Annotated in this window: 14 protein-coding genes; 9 read left to right on the top strand and 5 right to left on the bottom strand. The window is 39.6% G+C overall.

Features of this window, described 5'->3' with window-relative positions; genetic code table 11:
• Both C1A47_RS13575 and C1A47_RS13580 read right to left on the bottom strand, forming a co-directional pair.
• Positions 1-510 (bottom strand): OprD family outer membrane porin (locus C1A47_RS13575; protein ID WP_162625952.1); only part of this gene is annotated, 510 nt, incomplete at its 3' end.
• Positions 511-555: 45 nt separating this feature from the next.
• A complete protein-coding gene (locus tag C1A47_RS13580; RefSeq protein WP_111895564.1) occupies positions 556-1,914 on the bottom strand; it encodes an aromatic acid/H+ symport family MFS transporter in 1,359 nt (452 codons plus the stop codon).
• A gap of 580 nt (positions 1,915-2,494) precedes the next feature.
• Between C1A47_RS13580 and C1A47_RS13585 the strand changes: the two genes are divergently transcribed.
• From C1A47_RS13585 to C1A47_RS13620, 8 genes are all read left to right on the top strand, one after another.
• Positions 2,495-3,418, top strand: a complete 924-nt coding sequence (locus C1A47_RS13585) for a LysR family transcriptional regulator (protein WP_111895565.1) — start codon at positions 2,495-2,497, stop codon at positions 3,416-3,418.
• 258 nt (positions 3,419-3,676) lie between these two features.
• Positions 3,677-4,402: a transporter substrate-binding domain-containing protein gene (locus C1A47_RS13590; RefSeq protein WP_111895566.1), complete on the top strand. Its 726-nt coding sequence runs from the start codon at positions 3,677-3,679 to the stop codon at positions 4,400-4,402.
• Between the two features lie 55 nt (positions 4,403-4,457).
• Positions 4,458-7,133 carry an aconitate hydratase AcnA gene (acnA, locus tag C1A47_RS13595; RefSeq protein WP_111895567.1) on the top strand — a complete coding sequence of 892 codons (2,676 nt, stop codon included), beginning with the start codon at positions 4,458-4,460 and terminating at the stop codon, positions 7,131-7,133.
• 115 nt (positions 7,134-7,248) lie between these two features.
• A complete protein-coding gene (locus C1A47_RS13600) occupies positions 7,249-8,304 on the top strand; it encodes a lactonase family protein (protein ID WP_111895568.1) in 1,056 nt (351 codons plus the stop codon).
• A gap of 49 nt (positions 8,305-8,353) precedes the next feature.
• On the top strand, positions 8,354-9,697 hold the full coding sequence (locus C1A47_RS13605) for an MFS transporter (protein ID WP_171294392.1): 1,344 nt from the start codon (positions 8,354-8,356) through the stop codon (positions 9,695-9,697).
• Positions 9,698-9,871: 174 nt separating this feature from the next.
• Positions 9,872-11,185 (top strand): DcaP family trimeric outer membrane transporter, encoded by a 1,314-nt coding sequence (locus tag C1A47_RS13610; protein WP_111895569.1) that lies wholly within the window; start codon positions 9,872-9,874, stop codon positions 11,183-11,185.
• A 345-nt stretch (positions 11,186-11,530) separates the two neighbouring features.
• Positions 11,531-12,895, top strand: coding sequence for an amidohydrolase family protein (locus C1A47_RS13615; RefSeq protein WP_111895570.1), 1,365 nt, complete (start codon positions 11,531-11,533; stop codon positions 12,893-12,895).
• Between the two features lie 847 nt (positions 12,896-13,742).
• The gene (locus C1A47_RS13620; protein WP_111895571.1) at positions 13,743-15,032 is read left to right on the top strand and encodes a serine hydrolase domain-containing protein; all 1,290 of its coding nucleotides are present in this window, start codon (positions 13,743-13,745) and stop codon (positions 15,030-15,032) included.
• Positions 15,033-15,339: 307 nt separating this feature from the next.
• On the opposite strand, the gene C1A47_RS13625 is transcribed toward C1A47_RS13620, so the two are convergent.
• The 3 genes from C1A47_RS13625 to C1A47_RS13635 all read right to left on the bottom strand — a co-directional run bounded on the left by C1A47_RS13625 (position 15,340) and on the right by C1A47_RS13635 (position 19,052).
• Complete coding sequence (locus tag C1A47_RS13625) at positions 15,340-16,224, bottom strand: LysR substrate-binding domain-containing protein (RefSeq protein WP_111895572.1); 885 nt, start codon at positions 16,222-16,224, stop codon at positions 15,340-15,342.
• Positions 16,225-16,439: 215 nt separating this feature from the next.
• Positions 16,440-17,402: a 3-carboxyethylcatechol 2,3-dioxygenase gene (locus tag C1A47_RS13630; RefSeq protein WP_111895573.1), complete on the bottom strand. Its 963-nt coding sequence runs from the start codon at positions 17,400-17,402 to the stop codon at positions 16,440-16,442.
• A 30-nt stretch (positions 17,403-17,432) separates the two neighbouring features.
• The gene (locus C1A47_RS13635; RefSeq protein WP_111895574.1) at positions 17,433-19,052 is read right to left on the bottom strand and encodes a bifunctional 3-(3-hydroxy-phenyl)propionate/3-hydroxycinnamic acid hydroxylase; all 1,620 of its coding nucleotides are present in this window, start codon (positions 19,050-19,052) and stop codon (positions 17,433-17,435) included.
• A gap of 681 nt (positions 19,053-19,733) precedes the next feature.
• Here C1A47_RS13635 and mhpT point away from each other — a divergent pair.
• The gene (gene mhpT / locus C1A47_RS13640; protein WP_111895575.1) at positions 19,734-20,957 is read left to right on the top strand and encodes a 3-(3-hydroxy-phenyl)propionate transporter MhpT; all 1,224 of its coding nucleotides are present in this window, start codon (positions 19,734-19,736) and stop codon (positions 20,955-20,957) included.
• Positions 20,958-21,180 lie beyond the last annotated feature (223 nt).

Consider the following 21,180-nt stretch of genomic DNA (forward strand, 5'->3'; position numbering starts at 1 on the left):
CCCCCAGTAGGATGCCAACAACTGACGACTGGCATCAACTGCGGTAACGGGTAAATCCAGCCAAAGCTCACCCACTTTCACGAGAGTTTTGTCATAGCCCAGTTTTAAAGTAACTCCGTGCTTTAAAAAGTCAGCTGCCTGAGACTGGGTTTGCTGGTTAAAGGGCAACACGGTATCGGCAACATGTTTGTCATTACTTAAGCGCACGGCATATTGCACTGAAGCATCCACACCAATAGTAATTGGCTTGTCTGCAATCTGTAGTGGGGTATCCCGCATTTTAGATTTATAGAACAACGATTCAGCCTGCGACCAGCTGCCTGCATCCTTGAGCGCAGGGTTTTCATAGTCCCGATTGATGTAGGCATTTTTCATGGTAAACGTCCATTCATCCTCTGAGGGTTGCATGGTTGTATCCGCAGCAAAAAGTACAGGGCTGGCAGTACTGCCAATCAATAATAAAATTGAAACTGTAAGAGATTGAAATTTAAAACTGTTGAACAATTGCATAATCCATTTCCGATAGGGGTGCACCAGTCCTCGGTGCACCGATTTTTACTGTTGAGTAAAAGAAGATTGAGTTGAGAAGGTTGAAGTCGCTTGAGCTGAGACAGAGGCTTTTAAGTTGACTAAAAAGATTGCAAGTGCTGCGATGACGCCTGGCACAGCGATCACCAGAAAATTCATTTGGTGAGACAATTCAAAGCTCAATAATGCTCCTGTCAAAACTGGCCCAATGATTGCTCCAATACGTCCAATTCCCGATGCCCAACCCATGCCTGTTGAGCGCACAGCAGTCGGATAAAATTGTGCAACAAAGGTATATAGCAAGATCTGAGAACCAATGGTTGCAGCCCCCGCAATGGCAATCAGGCTATATAAGATAAATTGTGGACTATTAAAGCCAAGCAAAACGAGTGCTGAAGCCCCGATCACAAACATCGTGCTAATAACTGGTTTTAAATGAAATTTATCGGCAAGTGCACCGCCACCGATAGCACCCACCATGCCTCCAATATTGAGTGCGAACAGAAAGAGCATGCTTGCACCGAGTGAATAGCCCGCCTTGATCATCAATTTAGGCAACCAGCTACCCAGTGCGTAAACCATCAACAAACACATGAAAAAGGCGATCCAAAACATAAACGTACTAAATGCACGACCTTCCTGAAAAAGTGCACGAACAGGTGCTTCAGTCGTTGTCGTTTCATTGAGAACAAGTTGAGTATTGGCAGTGAGTTCAGCATCTGGTGCAAGTTGAGTGACAATACTTCGGGCATGATCATGCTGATCTGATTTCACTAAAAAGGCTAAAGATTCAGGTAAAAACTTCCAGATCAACGGGAGCAATAGCAGTGGAATACCCGCAATCAAGAACATGATTTGCCAGCCCATATCTTTCACAAGCCATGTTCCGAGCAATGCAGAGGTCATGCCGCCAATGGCATAGCCACTAAACATGATGGCAACTAGCGTGCTGCGAATTTTCTTAGGTGCATATTCAGTCATTAATGCCACAACGTTTGGCATGACACCGCCAATTCCAAGTCCTGCAATAAAACGAAGTAATGCAAACTCGGTTGGGTTTGTCGCAAATGAGCCGATAAATGTAAATCCGCTAAATAAAGACACACAAATTAAAATGGTTTTTTTGCGCCCTAATTTGTCTGAAATTGTGCCGAAAATCATGGCACCAAACATCATGCCAAATAACGCGGCACTGGCTAGCAGACCTGCCTGAACTGCAGTTAATGACCATTGTTGCATTAATAATGGGAGGGCAACCCCATAAATCACCAGATCATATCCATCAAAGATAATAATTAATAAACACCACAATAAAACTTTCCAATGAAAAGCAGTAAAGCTCGCCTTGTCGACAATGTCATGAATATTGACCTTGTACTGATTCATTCTTCACCTCCAATTTGTGAAGCATCCTATTATTTTGTTATTAAAATATTTTGTTAGATCATAGAAATCAAAAACTTAATTGGTATATTCTTATGTGTTTTAAGTATGTTACAAATACCGTTTTTATAGATTTAAACCATTTAGAAAGATTATTTTTGTTTGATGAAAATCAGGTAAATTTTAAAACGGGAAAATAACGGGCTGATGATAGGATTCCAAGGCTGATTTCGATTTGAATTTTTAAATAATTAAATCGAATAAAAAACAATAATATTCACATAAAATACTAAGCCCTAATCGAAACGAATTTATAAAACTTGAATTCTAAAAATTAAAACTATATGTTTTGCTGCTTCGATGATTTGAATTATTTTTAAAATTTGCTTCATTCGTGCTTTATTAAGATATGAATAAAAATAATTGGCAGTTTGCTATTGGCTGAGTAAGGCTCAGTTTTAAATGGAAGTTTGGAATATTGTCAGTTTATAGAATGGATCTGATGAACTTGGAAAATAGACAATAAACTGCTTAAAATTCCATATTCAATTATGATGCTCACATTTAAAGAGTAGGCTTATTTATGCAGATTGAGAATATTGTACGGAAGCTTGATTTTATTACCCTACTGATTTTTAACACGATTTGTGAAGAGGGTTCATTAAGCCGAGCCGCAGAGAAAAATATGATTGCATTATCAGCAGCAAGTAAACGTCTGACTGATTTGGAACATGCCATTGGTTCTAAGCTATTTATTCGTGATTCTCAAGGCATGAAAATTACCCCTGCGGGAGAAAGTCTACACTATCATAGTCGAATGATTATTGAGTCTATTTATAAAGCATCTATTGAGCTAGATGAATATAAAGCAGGACTAAAAGGCTTTGTGCGGCTTCAAGCCAATTTGGCTGCGATTATTCAGTTTTTACCAGAAGAATTGAATGCATTTATTGAAGAAAATCCACAAATTAAATTGGAACTTGAACAGCATACCAGTGTTGATGTGATTAAAAATATTCAGAACCGTACTGCGGATTTAGGGATTTGTGTAGATGATTTTCATCAGCCAGATTTGGTTTATCATCTCTATCGTACCGATGAACTGGTTATGGTCGTTCAGAGTCAGAATTATCTAGATACTCATAATATTCAAACACTTGAGGATGCATTGCAGTATGATTTGATTGGTCTTCAAGCTCAAAGTTCGATTAATCAGAAACTCAAACAGAAAGCTGAAAGTATCGGTCAAACCTTAAAATTAAGGATGCTTGTTGCCAGTTTTGATGCCTTGTGTCGTATGGTGCAGGCGGGTATGGGCATTGGTATTATTCCTAAAAAAGTCTATGAAATCATTGGGCAGCCTTTGGGCCTCATTAGTCTATCCATTCATGAACCGTGGGCATTAAGACATTTATATTTGGTGTCTAAACCTGATGAATTTTTAAATCCTGTGAGCTTGGTTTTAAAACAGCATTTGCTGACCTGTGCAGCTCAACATCATCCGTAATTTTTTGATTTCGCAAAACGCGAAGGATTGTTATCCGATTAAGATTTGTTTGTGGTGAAAAATAACGATAAATTGCGGAAATAAGGGATGAATTGACGCAAGAATGACAACTAGACGGCTATAAATAAGTTTATCTCGATCAAATGAGTTTCTCTTTTTGGAAACAAATACGTTGATCGAAGTCATGCTAATTTTGGTCATGGTTTGATATTGCGCAAATCAGTGTATTAAAAGCTCCGCAACACAGGTTTATGCACCATGGACATCATCACCAGAGAGGACGTTCTTCAGGAAATCGCGCCTCATGGCACACTTAATTTTGCGATCAATTTTGGAAATCCAATTCTCGCTCAAAATGACAATGGAACACCTGCGGGCGTATCCGTTGCTTTAGCTAAAGCCTTGGCGACTGAACTGGATGTACCTTTTCAACTCAATACATTTGATGCTGCAGGAAAAGTGTTTGCTTCATTGCCAGAAGGACGCTGGGAAATTGCTTTTCTTGCGATCGAACCTGTTCGTGCAGATCAACTGCTGTTTACATCACCTTATGTTCATCTTGATGGAACATACCTTGTTCATCAGTCCTCAACCGCACAAAACGTGCAGGATTTAGATCAAGCAGGCACCTTAATTGCCGTGGGCAAAGGTGCAGCGTATGACCTGTTTCTTAGCCGTACCTTGCAGCAGGCAACATTGTTACGCAGTGAAACTTCAGCGTCAGCAGTCACTGATTTTATGACACTGAAACTGGATGCTGCTGCGGGAATTCGCTCTTATTTACATGACGTTGCTGTCAAGAATCCTGAATTTCGAGTAATTGACGATGCATTTACTCAAATTCGACAGGCAATTGCCACACCGAAAAAAAATGTCAAAACTGCCGCTTATCTAGAAAAATTTCTAGCCCAGAAAAAGTCTGAAGGTTTTATTCACAAGGCATTAATGGAATCTCAGCAAAGCCCGATTCTCGCTGCTCCTTAAAGCAGTAACCTCGCAAATTTCATTGGTTCGATTGCCAGAAATGGTGTAAGTGTATATGAACAGTATCCCAAATTCTTATTTAAGCCACCTGACCGTTAATTCAACAGCGTATGCATATGTTGATTTACATAAAGTTGTTAATGATGGTCAACAGCTTGCCAAAATTCCATATTCTCTCAGAATTCTTTTGGAAAATGTGGCACGTTGCTCTCCTGAAAAACTTCCTCATATTTTAGACAACCTGTTGAATCCAGCCGCAACAGCTTGCGAAGTACCTTACTACCCAAACCGTATTATGTTCCATGATACGACGTGTTTACCTGCACTTGCCGATTTTGCTGGGATGCGTAATGTGGTTGATGAACTCAAGGGTGATGCAACCTTGATTAACCCGATGATTCCAGCAGTTTTAACCATTGATCACTCTGTGATTGTGGAACACTTTGCAGAAAAAGATGCGGTACAGAAAAATCTGGATATTGATTTTCGTCGTAACCATGAACGTTATGAGTTTATTAAGTGGGCGCAAAAAAGCCTTGATAACTTTAGCGTGATTCCACCTGGAACAGGCATTATCCATCAAATGAACATGGAAGCCGTTGCTCAGGTGGTTTGGGAAACCCCTTTAGATGATCAGACCACATTACTGCATGGTGACTGTATGGTGGCAACCGACAGCCATACCCCAATGATCAATGCCATTGGTGTGTTGGGTTGGGGTGTCGGTGGTTTGGAAGGGCAAGCCACACTGGTAGGTGAACCCGTTACATTAACACTGCCTAAAACCGTCGGCATTTATGTTGAAAATGCATTGAATGAAGGTGTCACGGCAACAGATATAACGCTGTATGTTGCTGAAATTCTTCGTAAGAAAGAAATGGTAGGGAAATTTGTTGAATTTACAGGACCAGGGCTTGAGCATGTAAGTATTGCGGCGCGTGGGACGATTGCCAACATGGCACCTGAATATGGTGCAACCGTGGTATTTTTCCCATTTGATGTGAAGACACAAGCTTATTTAGAGTTGACTGGGCGTGATTCCAGTTTGATTGAAAAAGCAGTTCAGTATATGCAGGCGCAATCCTTGTTCCGCACAGCTGATGCTGCTGAGCCGCAATTTGATGAGCTTATTCACCTTGATTTAGCCAGTATAAAACCAAGTTTGGCAGGCCCATCATTGCCGCATCAGCGACAGGATTTGGCCAATATTGCACAATCTTTTCGTGACAGTAACACGCACAGAAAAGCTATTCACTTACTCGATACGACAGACAGCAACGCCGCCATTGAACATGGCCTAGTCCTGATGTCAGCAATCACCAGTTGTACCAATACTGCCAATGCAACACAAATGATTCAGGCAGGTTTATTGGCTCGAAATGCCCGAAAATTGGGATTAAATCGAAAACCTTGGGTCAAAACCTCACTCTCACCAGGTTCACGAGTGGTTGCCAATTATCTTGAAAAAGCAGCTTTACTGGATGATTTTGCAAGCCTTGGTTTTGAGCTGGCAGGCTTTGGCTGTATGACTTGTATTGGTAACTCTGGCAGCTTGGAACAACATGCGGATCAATGGGTTGAACAAGGATTGGAAGGGGTTGTGGTGCTTTCAGGCAACCGTAACTTCCCAGGACGGGTCAATCCAAAATTACCAGCAGGTTATCTGGCATCTCCAGCATTGTGTGTGGCCTATGCACTTGCAGGGACGATTATGCTGAATCTTGAACATGATCCAGTCACCCACGATGCTTCGGGACAAGCAGTATATTTAAAAGATCTGATGCCAAGTGATGAAGAAGTGGCAGCGATCGAAAAGCAAGTTGTCAGTTCAGATTTTTTTGTGCAGCGTAAAGCCCAACTTTGGGAAGGCACGTCTCACTGGAAAATGCTGAGCAGCGAACACAGTGTTTTATTTCCGTGGAAGCCAACATCTACGTATTTGCGCCGACCAAAATATCTGGAAGACATTCCATTACAACCGAAACAAACGCTTGCTTTTCAGGATGCTAAAGCCCTGTTTGTACTGGGGGATAATGTTACGACAGATCATATTTCACCTGCCTTTAGTATTCCTGCAAACAGTCTGGCAGGGCAGTGGTTGCTTGAACGCGGAGAAAGCCCTGAAGACTTAAACCAGTATTCAACTCGTCGCAGTAACCATGAGGTCATGCTTCGCGGTGCTTTTACTAACCCCGCGATTGGAAACCAGTTGGTACAGCAAGAACCTAATGTACCAAAGGGTCAAGGAGTTTGGACATGGGATGCCGAGCATCAGCAAGTTCAGCCGCTCTATCTTGCAGCGCAAAGTTATCTTGCACGTGATATTCCAACCATTGTCTTTGCGGGTATTAACTATGGCGCTGGCTCTAGTCGTGACTGGGCAGCAAAAGCACAAGCGTTATTGGGTGTAAAAGCGGTAGTTGCTCGCAGTATTGAACGTATTCACCGTAGCAACCTGATTGGTATGGGTATTTTACCTTTACTGTTCCAAGCAGGGCAAAGCGTTGAAGATCTGGAGCTATCAGGTCAGGAATCTTTTGATTTTTCAGGTTTTGATGACTTACAGGTCGGAAATAATGCCATCACCATGCACATTAAATTACCTCAGCAGCCTGATAAGAAAGTCATGCTGGATTTACGTATCGATTCATTGCAAGAACTGAGATATCTGATTAATGGCGGTATTTTGCCTTTTGTTATTCGTAAGACGATACAAAAGACGAGCAGTTAATTCACTGATTTTTTTAAAATCGTATGTAGGTCAACACAGAACATAGACAAGGGAAAATACGCACTTATTTTCCCTCAGGAGCAGTCTGTCTTCATTTTTCAGTAGGGATATCAATATGTTTGTTTATATTGGATCGAGAACAACACGAGAGCGTAATGCACGTGGCGAGGGCATCAGCATTTGCCACTTCAATGAAGCCACAGGGCAATTGAAGCTGATTAATACAGTCAAGGACTTAGTCAATCCTTCATATCTCGCGATTAGTCACAACAAACAGTATTTGTATGTGGTTCATGGTGACATGTGCAATGTGAGTGCCTTTAAAATTAATCCCGTGACGGGTGACCTCCAATGGTTAGATACCTTGCATTGTGGCGGTAAAAACCCTGTACATCTGGCTTTAGATCCAACAGATCGTTACCTGATTATCTCCAATCATTTAACTGGCAATATCGTTTCGATTCGCTTAACTGAAGACGGAAAATTTGAGCGTATTCAATTCAATATCAACTTGCCAGGAAAGTCAGGTCCACATCGTACTGAACAACCTTTTTCCAAACCACATTACAACGCATTCGACTTATCTCGCCGCTTTGTGATTGTGCCAGATAAAGGCTTAGACAAGATTTTCTGTTTTCATTATGACAATGGCAAGCTGATTCCAAGCAAATATCCTTCTGTGGAAACCCGTGAAGGCGCTGGGCCTCGGCACTATGTGCAGCATCCGAACCAGAAATATATCTATGTCATTAATGAACTCGATTCGAGTATTGCGACTTATACATTTGATCAACTCGATGGGAAATTAACGGCAATTCAAAATATTTCAACTTTATCAAATGATTATGTTGGAAATAGTCGTGCAGCATCTATTCTTCTCAATCAAACTGGCGAGTTTTTGTATGCATCAAACCGAGGAGAGAATTCAATTGCGCTATTTCAGGTTAATGCCAGTACTGGAAAATTAAAATTTGTTGAGACCTTTGCTGTCGGTGGAAAAACACCACGCTGTATTGCGTTATCGCCAAATGGGAAATTTATTTTCTCTCTAAATGAAGATAGCCATAATATTTCTATATTTCATGTTGATTGTGAAAACGGAACACTACGACCAACACATATAGATAACTATTTTGGCAGCCCTGTAAACATGGAGTTCTTGGATATTTAAACCGACATAAATTCAATGTCTTGGTCTTGAGGTGATTATGGATAATCAAATGATTACACATGTGGACGAGCAGCGCTTAATGAAAAAAGTGACGCTGCGAATTATTCCTTTCTTATTTCTTTTGTACATTATTTCGTATCTGGATCGTGCCAATATTGGCTATGCAGCACTGGAAATGAATAAAGAGCTTGCCATTGGCAGTGAAGCATTTGGCTTTATCTCAGGTATTTTCTTTATCGGCTATTTCCTGTTTGAAGTGCCTAGCAATATGATGCTGAAAAAGTATGGCTCACGGATCTGGATTGCCCGTATTTTAATTTCATGGGGCATTATTGCCACACTGACGGCATTTGCACAAAATTCAACACAACTGTATGCACTCCGTTTTTTATTGGGTGTGGCCGAAGCGGGTTTTTTCCCGGGTATTGTGATTTATCTAACACTTTGGTTCCGTTCTAAAGAACTTGCAACCACTTTTGCCTTATTCACATCGGCAATTCCTGTAAGTTACATTATTGGTGCACCGCTGAGCACGTGGATTATGGACAATGTTCACTGGCTTAACTGGAGTGGCTGGCGCTGGATGCTGTTTTTAGAAGGGATTCCAGCGGTTATTTTTGGGATTGTTTGCCTGTTTTATCTGACAGAATCGCCTGAAAAAGCCAAATGGCTCAACCCACAAGAAAAAGCATGGCTCATCAATGAGTTGAAGAATGATGCGACCAAGAAAAAGAACGTTCAGCAGCTTTCAACCTTGCAAGCAATGGTTAATCCTAAGGTCTTGTATTTGGCACTCATCTACTTTGTTTACCAGTGCGGTAGTTTGGGAATTGGCTACTGGTTACCTCAGATTATTAAGAGTTTTTCGAGTTCACTCACACATACCCAAATTGGTTTAATTGCAATGTTGCCTTATATCGTGGCGACAACGGTCATGATTATTTGGTCACGACGCTCTGATAAAAAAGGCGAGCGAAAGTTCCATACGTTCCTACCGCTTTTCTGGTCAAGTCTGGCATTGTTCTCTCTTTATGTCGTTCACAACAATGTTATTTCTCTAATCGTGATTTGTATTGCTTTGGCGGGTTTATATGCCTTCAAATCCCCATTCTGGGCAGTCCCAACGCTATTTTTAACACCAGCTTCTGCGGCAATTTCTATTGCAGTTATTAACTCCATTGGCAACTTGGGTGGCTTTGTTGGCCCATCTTTACTCGGTATTATCAATGCGAAAACCCACAATCCTGCGGGAAGTCTGGTTGTTCTCGCCTTTGTGTTATTGGTTGGCAGTCTGATGGTGCTCTGTATTCGCCTGAATAACAAAGCAAAAACGGAAGATGCTACAGAGCAACCTGTAGATCCCAGGCAAATAAAATCCAGACAGCCTAACTAAGCGTTCGCCCTTTCAGTTTTTAAATTCTTTCTAACCACTTTCCCTCTCTTACCACCTTGGGGCGGTAAGAGTGTGGAGACTTTATTTCAAATTTAGCCATCTCATAGAAAGGCAAACCTATTTTAAGACAAGCAATCAATCAGGATGATTCGATTTATCATGGAGAAAATTCGTATGTTTCAGTATTTCCAGTCTTTAAAACCTGTTCAATTGACCATGCTCAGCTTAATGACCGCATGTCCAACTCTTCTATATGCTGAAAGTCCAAACAGCAATGAACAGCAACTTCATCTAGAAATTCAGGACTTACGTTCACGCTTGGAAAAGCTTCAAGCACAAGTAGATGCTTCAGCTGTGTCATCATCTTCAATGACGGTGCAGCCATCAGGCACCGCAAAAGGCACAGAACCAAAACAAGCATCAGAAAAGTTGGTTGGCAGTAATGTCAGTGTTGGATCTGCGATCAGTGATACCCAGCTTCATCTATACGGATTTGTACGTGCTGATGCATCCTACCAGTTCAAAGGTGGAAATGGGATTTTTAACCATATCAACAAAGCAGATTTGCAAGGAACAACTACCCATCAAGATCAATTTTATACAACTGTCACCACTAGTCGTATCGGTTTAGATCTGAAAACAAAAATTGCGGATCAAGAAGTTGGTGGAAAACTAGAGTTCGATTTTCGTGGTGGTACAGATGCCAGTGCTGCGCGTGTACGACATGCTTATATTACCTATCAAAACTGGCTTATCGGACAAACGACATCGAATTTCCTCGCCAATGAGTTTATTCCTGAAATCGTAGATTTTGGTTCACCCGTTGGCGTTGGCACGATTCGTACTCCGATGTTGCGTTATAGCAATCGGTTTAGCCCAGCAACACAATATTCTGTTGCTTTAGAACAAGGACGTAGTGACAACAGATTCCCGACTTTAACAGGTAAGCTCCAATATAAATTTCCAAAAAATAAAGGTTCTATCGCACTTCGAGGACTGACTCAGGAAGTTCGTGCCAATACGACTGATCCCAAAACGGCCTTAAGTTGGGGTGTTGCTTTAGGGGCGGGTTATCATGTAACCAACCGTTTAACGCTTAAAGGGGACTATAGTCATATCAAAGGGGATGATCGCTTTATGCTGTATAGCAATACCGCATTTGATACGACAACAACATCTCATCTGAATCTGAATGAATTTGACACACTTTCTTTAGGGCTGACTTATCAATTTATGCCAACACTACGGGGTACGTTTGGCTATGGCGCGATACTTGCCAATACAAACAATGCATATGCACAAAAGGCTCGTTCAAGTCATGACACTACGCAAAACAAGCAACTACAACAAGGATGGATTAATTTAATGTATTCACCTGTAGCACCTTTAACTTTTGGTATCGAATACATTTACGGAGAACGTCAAACATTTGATGGTGTCGTTGGTAAAGATAGTCGTATCGAAACCATGGTTCGCTATAACTTTTAAGAATTGAAATAAAGGGTCTATGTACCAATAGCTTGTTACATAGACCTTGTTTGAATGCCGATGTACATTGCTAGATTCATCAAATTTAAATTAGATTTATCTTGATTTATAAAACAAAAGATCATGGCGAAACCTCTGGATTGATTGCAAATGAGAAGCGTGAAAGCAATGTATCCTTGGATTTTATGCCTTGGCTTACCATTCATCCATTTTAATAATAAAAGCAAGATCCTAATAAAGAAGAATGATGGATTTGATTGGCGCGATTTTTGCTCAAGACATCTCGGATCACTAAAGACATTTTGTCAAAAGATCAAATAAAGAATGAACATGAGAAATTCGAGAATGAAAATTATAAGCGCAGACTATGTCCTCACCATGGACGCTCAATTGACCTGTATTAAAAATGGCGCTGTGCTTGTAGATGGTGACAAGATTAAAGCAATTGGGCAGGTGAATGATCTTTGCCAAAAATGGCCCGAGGCAACCCATCAGAACTATGCGCATACGATCTTGATGCCTGGATTAGTGAATACCCATTGTCACTCTGGTTTACTAAGAGGAACAGCCGAAGGGTTAGCTGTTTGGGATTGGCTGCAACAGTTTATCGACCCAATGCATAGAGTGCTGACAGCAACAGATGCTCAGGCAGCTTCTTATTTATGTTATGCAGAAGCTTTATTGTCTGGTACTACGACCATTGTTGATATGTGGCGTTTTATGGATGGCAGTGCAGAAGCCGCAGCACAATTAGGGATTCGTGCGATTTTGGTTCCGTATGTTGCAGAACACCCAGATCACAATTATTTTGAAACGCTAAAAACCAATGAAGCCTTGATTCAAAAATGGCACCAGCAGGCACAGGGTCGGATCGATGTCTGGGTTGGACTTGAGCATTTATTTTATGCTGAACCAAAAGCTTTAACCCAGATTCGGGCGTTATGCAAAGACTACCAGACAGGTTTTCATACACATAGCAACGAGAGCCAGTTTGATGTTAAAGAAAATTTAAAACGCTATGGCATGCGTCCTATTCAGACTTTAGAAAAGCAAGGCTTGCTGGATGTTCCTCATTCCTTACTGGCGCATTGTGTCTGGTTAGATGATCAAGAAATCAAGATATTACAAGAACATGCCGTTGGTGTTGCACATAACCCAATTTCGAATATGAAATTAGCTTCTGGTGCAGCTCCGATCACTAAACTTCTGGAGCAGGGTATAGCTGTGGGATTGGGAACAGATGGGGAAAAGGAAAACAATAATCTCGATTTATTTGAGGAAATGAAAACCGCATCACTCTTGGCTAAGTTTAGCAATTTAGATGCTTCTGCATTGGATGCGTCTACAATTTGCCAAATGGCTACCATAAAAGGAGCGACAGCACTCGGAATGCAAGACAAAATTGGTTCTTTAGAAGTCGGGAAAGCCGCAGATATGATCGCGGTCAATATTGCGACACCACGAATGACACCACTTATTGATGAAGGAAGATTATTCAATTTATACGCAAACTTGGTGCATGCAGTACAAGGTTCAGATGTCATAATGACCATGGTGGCAGGACAAATTGTGGTAGATCAAGGAAAACTCGTGAATGCCGATCTTAAGCAACTCATTGATGCTGTGAATGTATCTGCACCATTATTATTTCAAAGAAGAGATGAGTGGATGCAGTTCCATGGAACAAGCATGAATGAACTCCAACGATAAAAGACTTCTTTCATAATTACCTACGTCCTCTTTATTTTTCTCCCTGAGCAAAATTGAATTATATTTCAATGCAGTGCAAGTGAAATAAAAAGGACTTATGAAATAAGTCTAATTTTAAGCGTATTAATATAAGATGAATTTTACAAATCATTCATAATCAATATAAATTTTAAAATGACAAATCATCGTTCTTGCATAAGTGCGATGATCGCTCTGAACTGCCGATTGTATTTTTAGAAAAAGAATACCTTACAGGATAGGTTAGTCCAGCTCAGATGAGAATTTTGCATGACGTATGATGTTATTGATGAGTATAGTGGATTTAAATCATCTGAATCTGACAAATAATTCATATAAATACAGATGTAAATTGTTTTTAAAATTCAAATTAAATGCTTATTTAAACAAAGTATTTTTAAATAATATATGTGAAAATCATCCTTTTGGATGATTTTTTATCATCCGCTAGAGATTATTTTTTACTCATCATCTCTAATAATTCTTTTCGTGAATCTTTGCTTTTGAGTCTAAGGTAAGGGCTTAATGTTAGTCATTCTCTGATTACATGGATAGATAATCATCATTTTAGAAAAGAATTGACGGAGATGGATTGAGAACAATGTCGTGAGTACAAATCATACTTCTAGGGAAAGATGCTAATGCTGCTGATCAAGCCAACATTTATCTCACTTGATACCGCCTTCAAATATAAAAGAGTCACGCTTAGCCCATTTGTCCAATATATCTGGAATCCGGATAACTTTTACCGATCAAATCAAGGGGGATTTGATCATAACGTCATTGTGGGATTGTTAACTCAAGTGAATTTATATTAAGGAGTTTAACCATGAAATTATCAAAAATCGCATTATGTTCAGGAGCACTGATAATGAGTAGTCTTAGTTTTGCACAATACACATGTAAACAACTTGAAATCGTAGATTGTCCAAATCAGGTCGATCAAAAATTACCTGATCCGCATGACATGTTAACGTGGAATCAGCAACAGCGTTTAATTGGCTTCCGTAATACCTATAAAAGTTATGATGGCAGTGTATTTTATGCCAATAAAAACAATGTTCTAGAATTACATAAATATAAAAAGACCATTAATAATCATAATATTAGTTTTAGCTTGGATAATAAAACCTATCATCTTAATGACTATTTACAAAGTCAGGATGTCGCAGGGCTGATTATTTTGAAAAATGGTCAGATTGCTTATGAATATTATAAAGATGACAATGATGCTACGACTTTGTGGACATCTAGATCCGTTGCAAAATCTATTGTTGCGACCTTGATTGGGGTTGCCGTTAAACAGGGTAAAATCACCTCATTAGATGATCCGATTATTAAATATTTGCCAGATCTGAAAGGTACTGCATGGGATCAGGTCAGCTTAAGACAATTAATGCAACATACCTCTGGGGTAGATTGGAGCGAAGACTATACAGATCCTCAATCCGATTTTTCTAAAATGACGTATTGTGAAGTCAAGGCAGATCCTGATGCTTGTGTTTATGAGCTGGTTAAAAACCTCAAAGCCAAATATAAACCAGGCACAGTCTGGTCTTACTCGACTGGTGGTGCATATTTGGTGGGTAAAGTCCTTGAGGCTGCCACGCATGAGAATATTGCCAGTTATTTAGAAAAGAATGTTTGGCAAAAAGCAGGCATGGAAAAAAATGGCATCTGGCAATCTTATAAACGTGGCGTAACAGACATGGGCGGGCATGGATTTAACGCCACGCTACGTGATTATGCACGTTTGGGTCTATTTATTTTAAATGAAGGAAAGCTGGCTAATGGGCAAAAGTTATTGCCAAATGGATGGACTGAAGAAGCAACCGACTGGAACAAAGCTGAGCGTTCGGTCTCAGAAGCCTATCCACAAGGAACTTATGGTTTTCAGTGGTGGAATTCGCATGCTAAACATGGTTCTCCGATAACCACCAAAAATGCGCAGTATACTTACTGGGGCCTTGGTATTTATGGACAAATTATGGCAATCAATCCGAAAGATAATATTGTGATGATCCAGTGGAGTACTTGGCCAACTGCAATGCCTTCTGAAAAACTCATGGATGAAAAAAGCTTATTCTTAAATGCAGTGACAAATTATCTGGAGAAATAAATGTCACCTGCTTAAAATTTCACTGACCTGAGTTTGATGGTTCATTGAAATGTTAAAAGAGCTCATTTTTACTAAAATGAGCTCTTTTTGATTGAGTTGAAAAGATTACGCAACGATTTTTAAAATAAAAATATCAGTCGTTTAGTTTTTAATGTGTTGTTAATGAAGTAGTTTTTATAAAAATAGATTTCTCAGCAATGATCTGTTAAATATAATAAAAATCGATTATATCATTATCCTACATCACTTCAGATGCTGGCGGCTTCAGGTTCATTTTATACAAAAGAAATAGCAACAAACTCTTATCTTAGTTAGAGACATATTTGTTCACTAACCGAATTAACTCATCTTGCAGTCTTGACGTATTTGTTTTAGAAAAAGTCATATATAAACCAATCTTGGGCAATGGTTTATCAGTTTGCTTTAAGACGACTTGTTTGGGAATAATCGATTTTACATACGCAGGAACGAATGAATAGCCAAGCCCCATCGCAATTGAGTTGATGTTAAATAAAATATTTTTGGAATAATAAAAATTTTTAATTTCAATTTTTTGTTTGAATAGAAACTCGCGAATAATTCGGTTTAATTCAAATGAAAAATTTGAATCGCTGATCACAAAATCACAGTCATTCAATTGCTTAATCGGAACAATATCATATTTTGCTAAAGGAGAATCTGTATGCATTGCCAAGTAAAGCTGTTCAGAAAATAAAAAGTGAGACTCAAAATTTTCCTCATTAATACAATGTCTTGTAAAGGCAATATCTAATTCACCGCTACGCAGTCGATCTAATTGTTCCCGACAAGTTAAGCTCATAAATTGGATATTTAAATTTGGAAATTTCTGTTTCAACTCGGGAATAATTTGCGGGAAGATTTTCATTTCTGCAACAGGCAGGAATCCGATATTGAGTCGTTCTTCTCTAGAATTTGCGACTTGTCGGGCAGTATTAATCGCAATTTTGACCTGATTTAAAACCTTTTCCGCTTCGGCAAGAAATGCCACGCCTTCAGGTGTAAGACGGATGCTTTTTGAACTACGATCTAATAATGAAACACCAACTTCCTCTTCTAACTGCTTAATTTGCATGCTAAGGGAGGGTTGTGCTGTAAATAATCGCTGCGCTGCTTTGGTAAAACTTAATTCCTCAGCAACAGCAATAAAATATCTTAAATGACGTAATTCCATATCTGTTTAACATCCGTATCACACACGATGGCTATGTTGCCTTAACACTTATAAAGCTGGCAATGTATTTGCACTCCATCATTTCAAATTTAAAACTAAAGTCTTGAGTCTCATCTATGGACTCATATCAGTGTTCAGTTTCGATCTTGCAAATTAAAACAATGGAGTGAAAATTGCATTTTCAAGCACTGGTCATTTGGGTTGCATAAAATAGATTATGCATCATTGGTCACAGGTGCGTGACTTGCTGTTAAAGCACCAAACCCTGCAATCCATTCTTGAATGGGTTCATAGTAACGAATTTCTGCCTGATAAGGCTGAATTTCATTCATTGCGGCACAGGCTGCAACCCAACAACGAATTTCATGTCCACCTTTTCCACCTAAACGACAAATTTCTTCATCAGTCATATGTTCAAAACGTTCAAAGTCACCTTGAACAAAGCTTTGTAATAAACCTTGATCCCAATCCGCATTTAAAGGTAGTGCATGACCTTCTCCAATTGACATCTTTACACCGACGGCTTTCACTTTTTCCTGACGAATAGCTCTCGATTCAGGTGTCGGGTTACGCCCTGCGATTAAAAACTCTTCCATTTCTGGAGATACACTTCCCATTTGAGGTGTTGGTGGATCATGAGATAACCCACCAGAGCCTAAAATCAGAACTTTTTTATGGGTCACTAATGTTTTTAAATATTTGCCGACGGCTCGTCCCAGTTTTACTGCATAAGACATCGGCATTAAGGGCATAGCCGCCCCATTTATGAAAATGGGGATCACGGGATAAGTCGTGAGGGAACCCGTTAAAAATAGTAGGGGCTGAGTGATGCCATGATCGGCTGTCATTCGGTAAGAATAAGCCGTTCCCACGCCCTCAGATAAAACTGTTTTGATGAGGCAAAGTGCTTCTCGCTCTGGAACCGAGATTGCACCCGGTCCCATATCCCAATCTCCTGCGGCCGTTGCATGTATACCAATACAAGCAGGGGGCATAAGATCATAGAAAAAACCATTAAAATGATCTGGCCCGAACAAAATGATTAAGTCTGGAGAATAGGCACTGACTTCATCAGCAAGTTCAGAAAGTACTTGTCTGGCACGTTGTTCAACTTCAATCGGCGGAGAGCTGAAATCCATTAGTGGTGTATGAGAAACACAGATTAATTTAGCGCTCATTGATTTTCCTTTTGCTGTCTTTAAGACGCTTTAACCTTTGTAAAACAGTTTGCTAAAGACAGCTTTAGACGTTTGATCAACGTGTTGTGCAACAGAAGTTGCCATAACAAAACGGTCTGGTCTTAAGAAAACAGCGGCAGAATCAGTGGTTTGACCTAGCCAGCCACGCATAAGAAACTCATTGTCAGCGACAATTTCATAGTTTTCATCATCGGGTTGTGGTAATACATCCAGACGTCCTTTGGGTACAACCTGAATAAATTTGACCCCAAATTTTTTCCATTGAGCAATGGTTTGTGGCGACATTTTGCTACGAGGATCAATTTCCCAGCTCAGAACTGCAAAATTATTTCCAATAACATCATCTAAAAGACGAACTTGGCCATCGCGTTTATTTTGAACTTTTGGCTGAATGAACATCTTACCAGCGGTTGATTTTTTAACAGATTTTTGATGTAAAACCACGCCATCTTCATAAACAGGCATTGGTTTAAACCGCATTTCTAGAAAATATCGCTTAGCCGCAGGGATGTAATTCATCAAATAAGCTAAAGAATCGCGAACCGTACCTTGCCATTTTTTCGGTGGTGCCAATACATGCCCCGCAGTGACCGAAAGGTCAATCATGGCTTTGGCATGTTTCTTACGTTCAATTTCATAGGTGTCGAGCAAATTGTCGTGACTTAAACCTTGAATGACCAAAGATAATTTCCATGCCAAGTTATATGCATCGCGGATACCACTGTTGTAACCTTGGCCTTGCCAGACAGGCATAATATGTGCGGCATCACCTGCCAGTAAAATTCTTCCCTGACGAAATTGTCCTGCTAATCGCGCATTATGTGTATAGACACGATGGCGTATAAGTTCAATATTTTGTGGATTTGGTAAAACTTTGGCTAAAAGTTTTTGCAGATTTTCTGGTTGGGATAACTCTTCTTCAGTTTCTCCTGGCATCACCATAAATTCAAAACGACGAATACCGTGTGGTAAAGCGGCTGAAACATAAGGGCGTACAGGATCGCAGCATAAATAGACGTTTGGTGTCGCTAAGGGATCATTTGCTATATCAATCACGATCCATTTATTTGGAGCAGTTTTTCCTTCAAAGCTAATATTCAACGTTCGACGGACTAAACTATTCCCACCATCGCATGCAACTAAGTATTTGGCATGAATTTGATGTGCAGGTTTGCCTTTGGTTTGAATATCTAAAATGACTTGATCGGCATCTTGTTTAAAGCTGAGGAGTTCTGTTGAGAACAAGATATCAACATTTTGAAAACGACCGAGACTGTCACATAACACACGGTCAACTTGTGGCTGATTAAAAGCATTGCGTCGCGACCAACCAAATTCATAAGTTTTAGGTTGCATATCCGCAAAAATTACCCCTTTAGGGGTTAGGAATCGCATACTATGTTCAGGAGTGATATGCGGCAAAATATTTTTAATCACACCTAAGGATTGCATTGCCCTCAGCGATTCGTCATCAATCCCAATTGCACGTGGAAAATTAATGAGCGTATCCAGTTGTTCAATAACAATGGTTTTAATTCCTTTTAAGCCCAAATAATTTGCAATGGCCAAACCCACTGGGCCTGCACCTAAAATAGCAACGTCATAATCCAATCCAGATTTAACCGCCATAAGTATTTCCCTAGACTTATTGAAAACTCAAGAAGTGGCTAATTTAGTTGAAGCTGGAATGCTTGGGTATAGAGCTAAAATCTCATGTTGCAAAAATTTGAAAAAAAATTTTAATTAATGTGATGTAAGATTTTGATTTTATTTAAATAAAATTATTATTTCATTTAATTTTTGTTCTAAAATCCTATCGTATTATATATATAAACTATAGGGTGGAACCGAAACTGCAATTAATTATATTTTATATGTATCACATTTATAGGAAATTTAGATTACTTCTATTTTTTTATAGATATGAGGCTACTTTTATAATGGATAAGATGGTCTTAATTTTTCTCCTTCACCATTCTTTAAAATATTTAAGTCCTGCCCAATAAAAATAGAGGGATTTATGCGACCAGCCTAAATGATCATTAAAAAATATAAAACGATATATAAAAAATATAATGATTTTAATTACCTATTAAAAATTAATTTAATCGCTAGTATTGGTGAAAATCAATATTAATTTAATGGTTTTGGAGTAGAGGAAATGATGGCTCAATATAAAGACCATCTTATTTAAGACACTACTCAAGCAATGGATTGCTTTTCTGTCCCTGATATCAAAAACAGATTTAAACAGTTTTAGCGGCTGTGTAATCCATTGCATTCACATGGAATGTTATTTAAGGATGCATTATGCAAGACGCGATTTATATTCAGCAGAATAAGAGAAAAGCCATTCTCACCTTACTTTTGTGCTTTATGGTGGCTTTGCTGGAGGGATTTGATATCCAGTCTATGGGGGTTGCTGCTCCGTTTATTAAAGCAGAATTTGGATTAATAACCAGTCAGCTTGCTTGGGTTTTTAGTGCAGCAACTTTAGGCATGTTTCCAGGTGCACTGATTGGAGGTCGCTTGGCGGATCGATACGGTCGGAAGCGAATTTTGATGATCAGTGTTGCAATCTTTGGAATCATGTCATTAACAACCGCATTTTGTATAAATTTTAGCAGTTTTGTTATCGTTCGTTTTTTAACAGGAATTGGCATGGGAGCTGCTCTACCCATGATGATTGCAATTGCTTCAGAATGTGTTGCCCCTCGTTATATCGGGACAGCGGTTAGTATTATGTATACAGGAGTTCCTGCTGGGGCGGCAGTGACTGCACTCATGGCACGCTATTTTTCTGATGCATCGCAATGGACACATATATTTTATCTGGGTGGATGGGTACCATTACTGATTTTGCCTCTCTTATTTTTCTTTCTTGCCGAAACGATTAAGAAGCCTGCGGAAAGTAAACAGCAAGGTATTTCATTTAGCACGGTTTTATTTGCAGATAATCGGCTTGGTGCAACGCTACAAATCTGGATTAGCTTTTTCTGCACATTAATCGTTTTGTACTTTATTCTTAACTGGCTACCGATTTTGATGAGAATTAATGGGCTAGATAATCAGAAAGTAAACATGATCCAATTGGTTTATCAGCTTGGGGCGGCTGTTGGAACACTGGTAATTGGACAATTGTTAGATCGGATTCAGATTAAATGGGTCGTGATTGCAATCTACACTGGGGTTCTAACTAGTCTAATCTGTCTGGCTTTCTCTAATGATTATTATTTTCTCACTGGCGCTGCTGCACTTTGTGGCTTTTTCCTCACGGGCGGTCAATCTGCACTTTATGCCTTGGCAGCACTTATTTATCCTGCCGAGATGCGAGGTACTGGAGTAGGTGTTGCTGTTGCCGTTGGGCGAATCGGGTCATTTGTCGGGCCGTTATTTGCAGGTCTTATTCTCTCCTTAAGTTCTAGCTCATCAACAGTTATTGGTGCAAGTATTCCTGTGATTGGGATTGCAACATTTGCTGCCTTATTATTGGTTTTTAGCCTGAATCGTAATAAAAACCGCCTCCTTGCTTAATTCAACCGAATTGGTATAGATGTGAGTGGCAGTCATCATCTATACCAATGTCATGTTGTTTCCATATTTTTCGATATCTACCTGAGTCAAAATAGGGTGATTGAATCCAGCGGGTTTTGTTAAATTGATGCTATTGCCCATCAGCATCATGCAAGTACCGACTTTAGCCCTAAAGTTAAGACGGTTTCAGGATGGGAGACCATCTGATTAAAGAGTGGCTGAA

The sequence above is a fragment of the Acinetobacter sp. MB5 genome, from assembly GCF_003261585.1.
Classification (GTDB): domain Bacteria; phylum Pseudomonadota; class Gammaproteobacteria; order Pseudomonadales; family Moraxellaceae; genus Acinetobacter.

Excerpts from the sequence above, each read along its gene's own strand:
- C1A47_RS13580 (WP_111895564.1), bottom strand. The coding sequence starts at position 1,914 with ATGAATCAGTACAAGGTCAATATTCATGACATTGTCGACAAGGCGAGC.
- C1A47_RS13585 (WP_111895565.1), top strand. The coding sequence starts at position 2,495 with ATGCAGATTGAGAATATTGTACGGAAGCTTGATTTTATTACCCTACTG.
- C1A47_RS13590 (WP_111895566.1), top strand. The coding sequence starts at position 3,677 with ATGGACATCATCACCAGAGAGGACGTTCTTCAGGAAATCGCGCCTCAT.
- acnA (WP_111895567.1), top strand. The coding sequence starts at position 4,458 with ATGAACAGTATCCCAAATTCTTATTTAAGCCACCTGACCGTTAATTCA.
- C1A47_RS13600 (WP_111895568.1), top strand. The coding sequence starts at position 7,249 with ATGTTTGTTTATATTGGATCGAGAACAACACGAGAGCGTAATGCACGT.
- C1A47_RS13605 (WP_171294392.1), top strand. The coding sequence starts at position 8,354 with ATGATTACACATGTGGACGAGCAGCGCTTAATGAAAAAAGTGACGCTG.
- C1A47_RS13610 (WP_111895569.1), top strand. The coding sequence starts at position 9,872 with ATGTTTCAGTATTTCCAGTCTTTAAAACCTGTTCAATTGACCATGCTC.
- C1A47_RS13615 (WP_111895570.1), top strand. The coding sequence starts at position 11,531 with ATGAAAATTATAAGCGCAGACTATGTCCTCACCATGGACGCTCAATTG.
- C1A47_RS13620 (WP_111895571.1), top strand. The coding sequence starts at position 13,743 with ATGAAATTATCAAAAATCGCATTATGTTCAGGAGCACTGATAATGAGT.
- C1A47_RS13625 (WP_111895572.1), bottom strand. The coding sequence starts at position 16,224 with ATGGAATTACGTCATTTAAGATATTTTATTGCTGTTGCTGAGGAATTA.
- C1A47_RS13630 (WP_111895573.1), bottom strand. The coding sequence starts at position 17,402 with ATGAGCGCTAAATTAATCTGTGTTTCTCATACACCACTAATGGATTTC.
- C1A47_RS13635 (WP_111895574.1), bottom strand. The coding sequence starts at position 19,052 with ATGGCGGTTAAATCTGGATTGGATTATGACGTTGCTATTTTAGGTGCA.
- mhpT (WP_111895575.1), top strand. The coding sequence starts at position 19,734 with ATGCAAGACGCGATTTATATTCAGCAGAATAAGAGAAAAGCCATTCTC.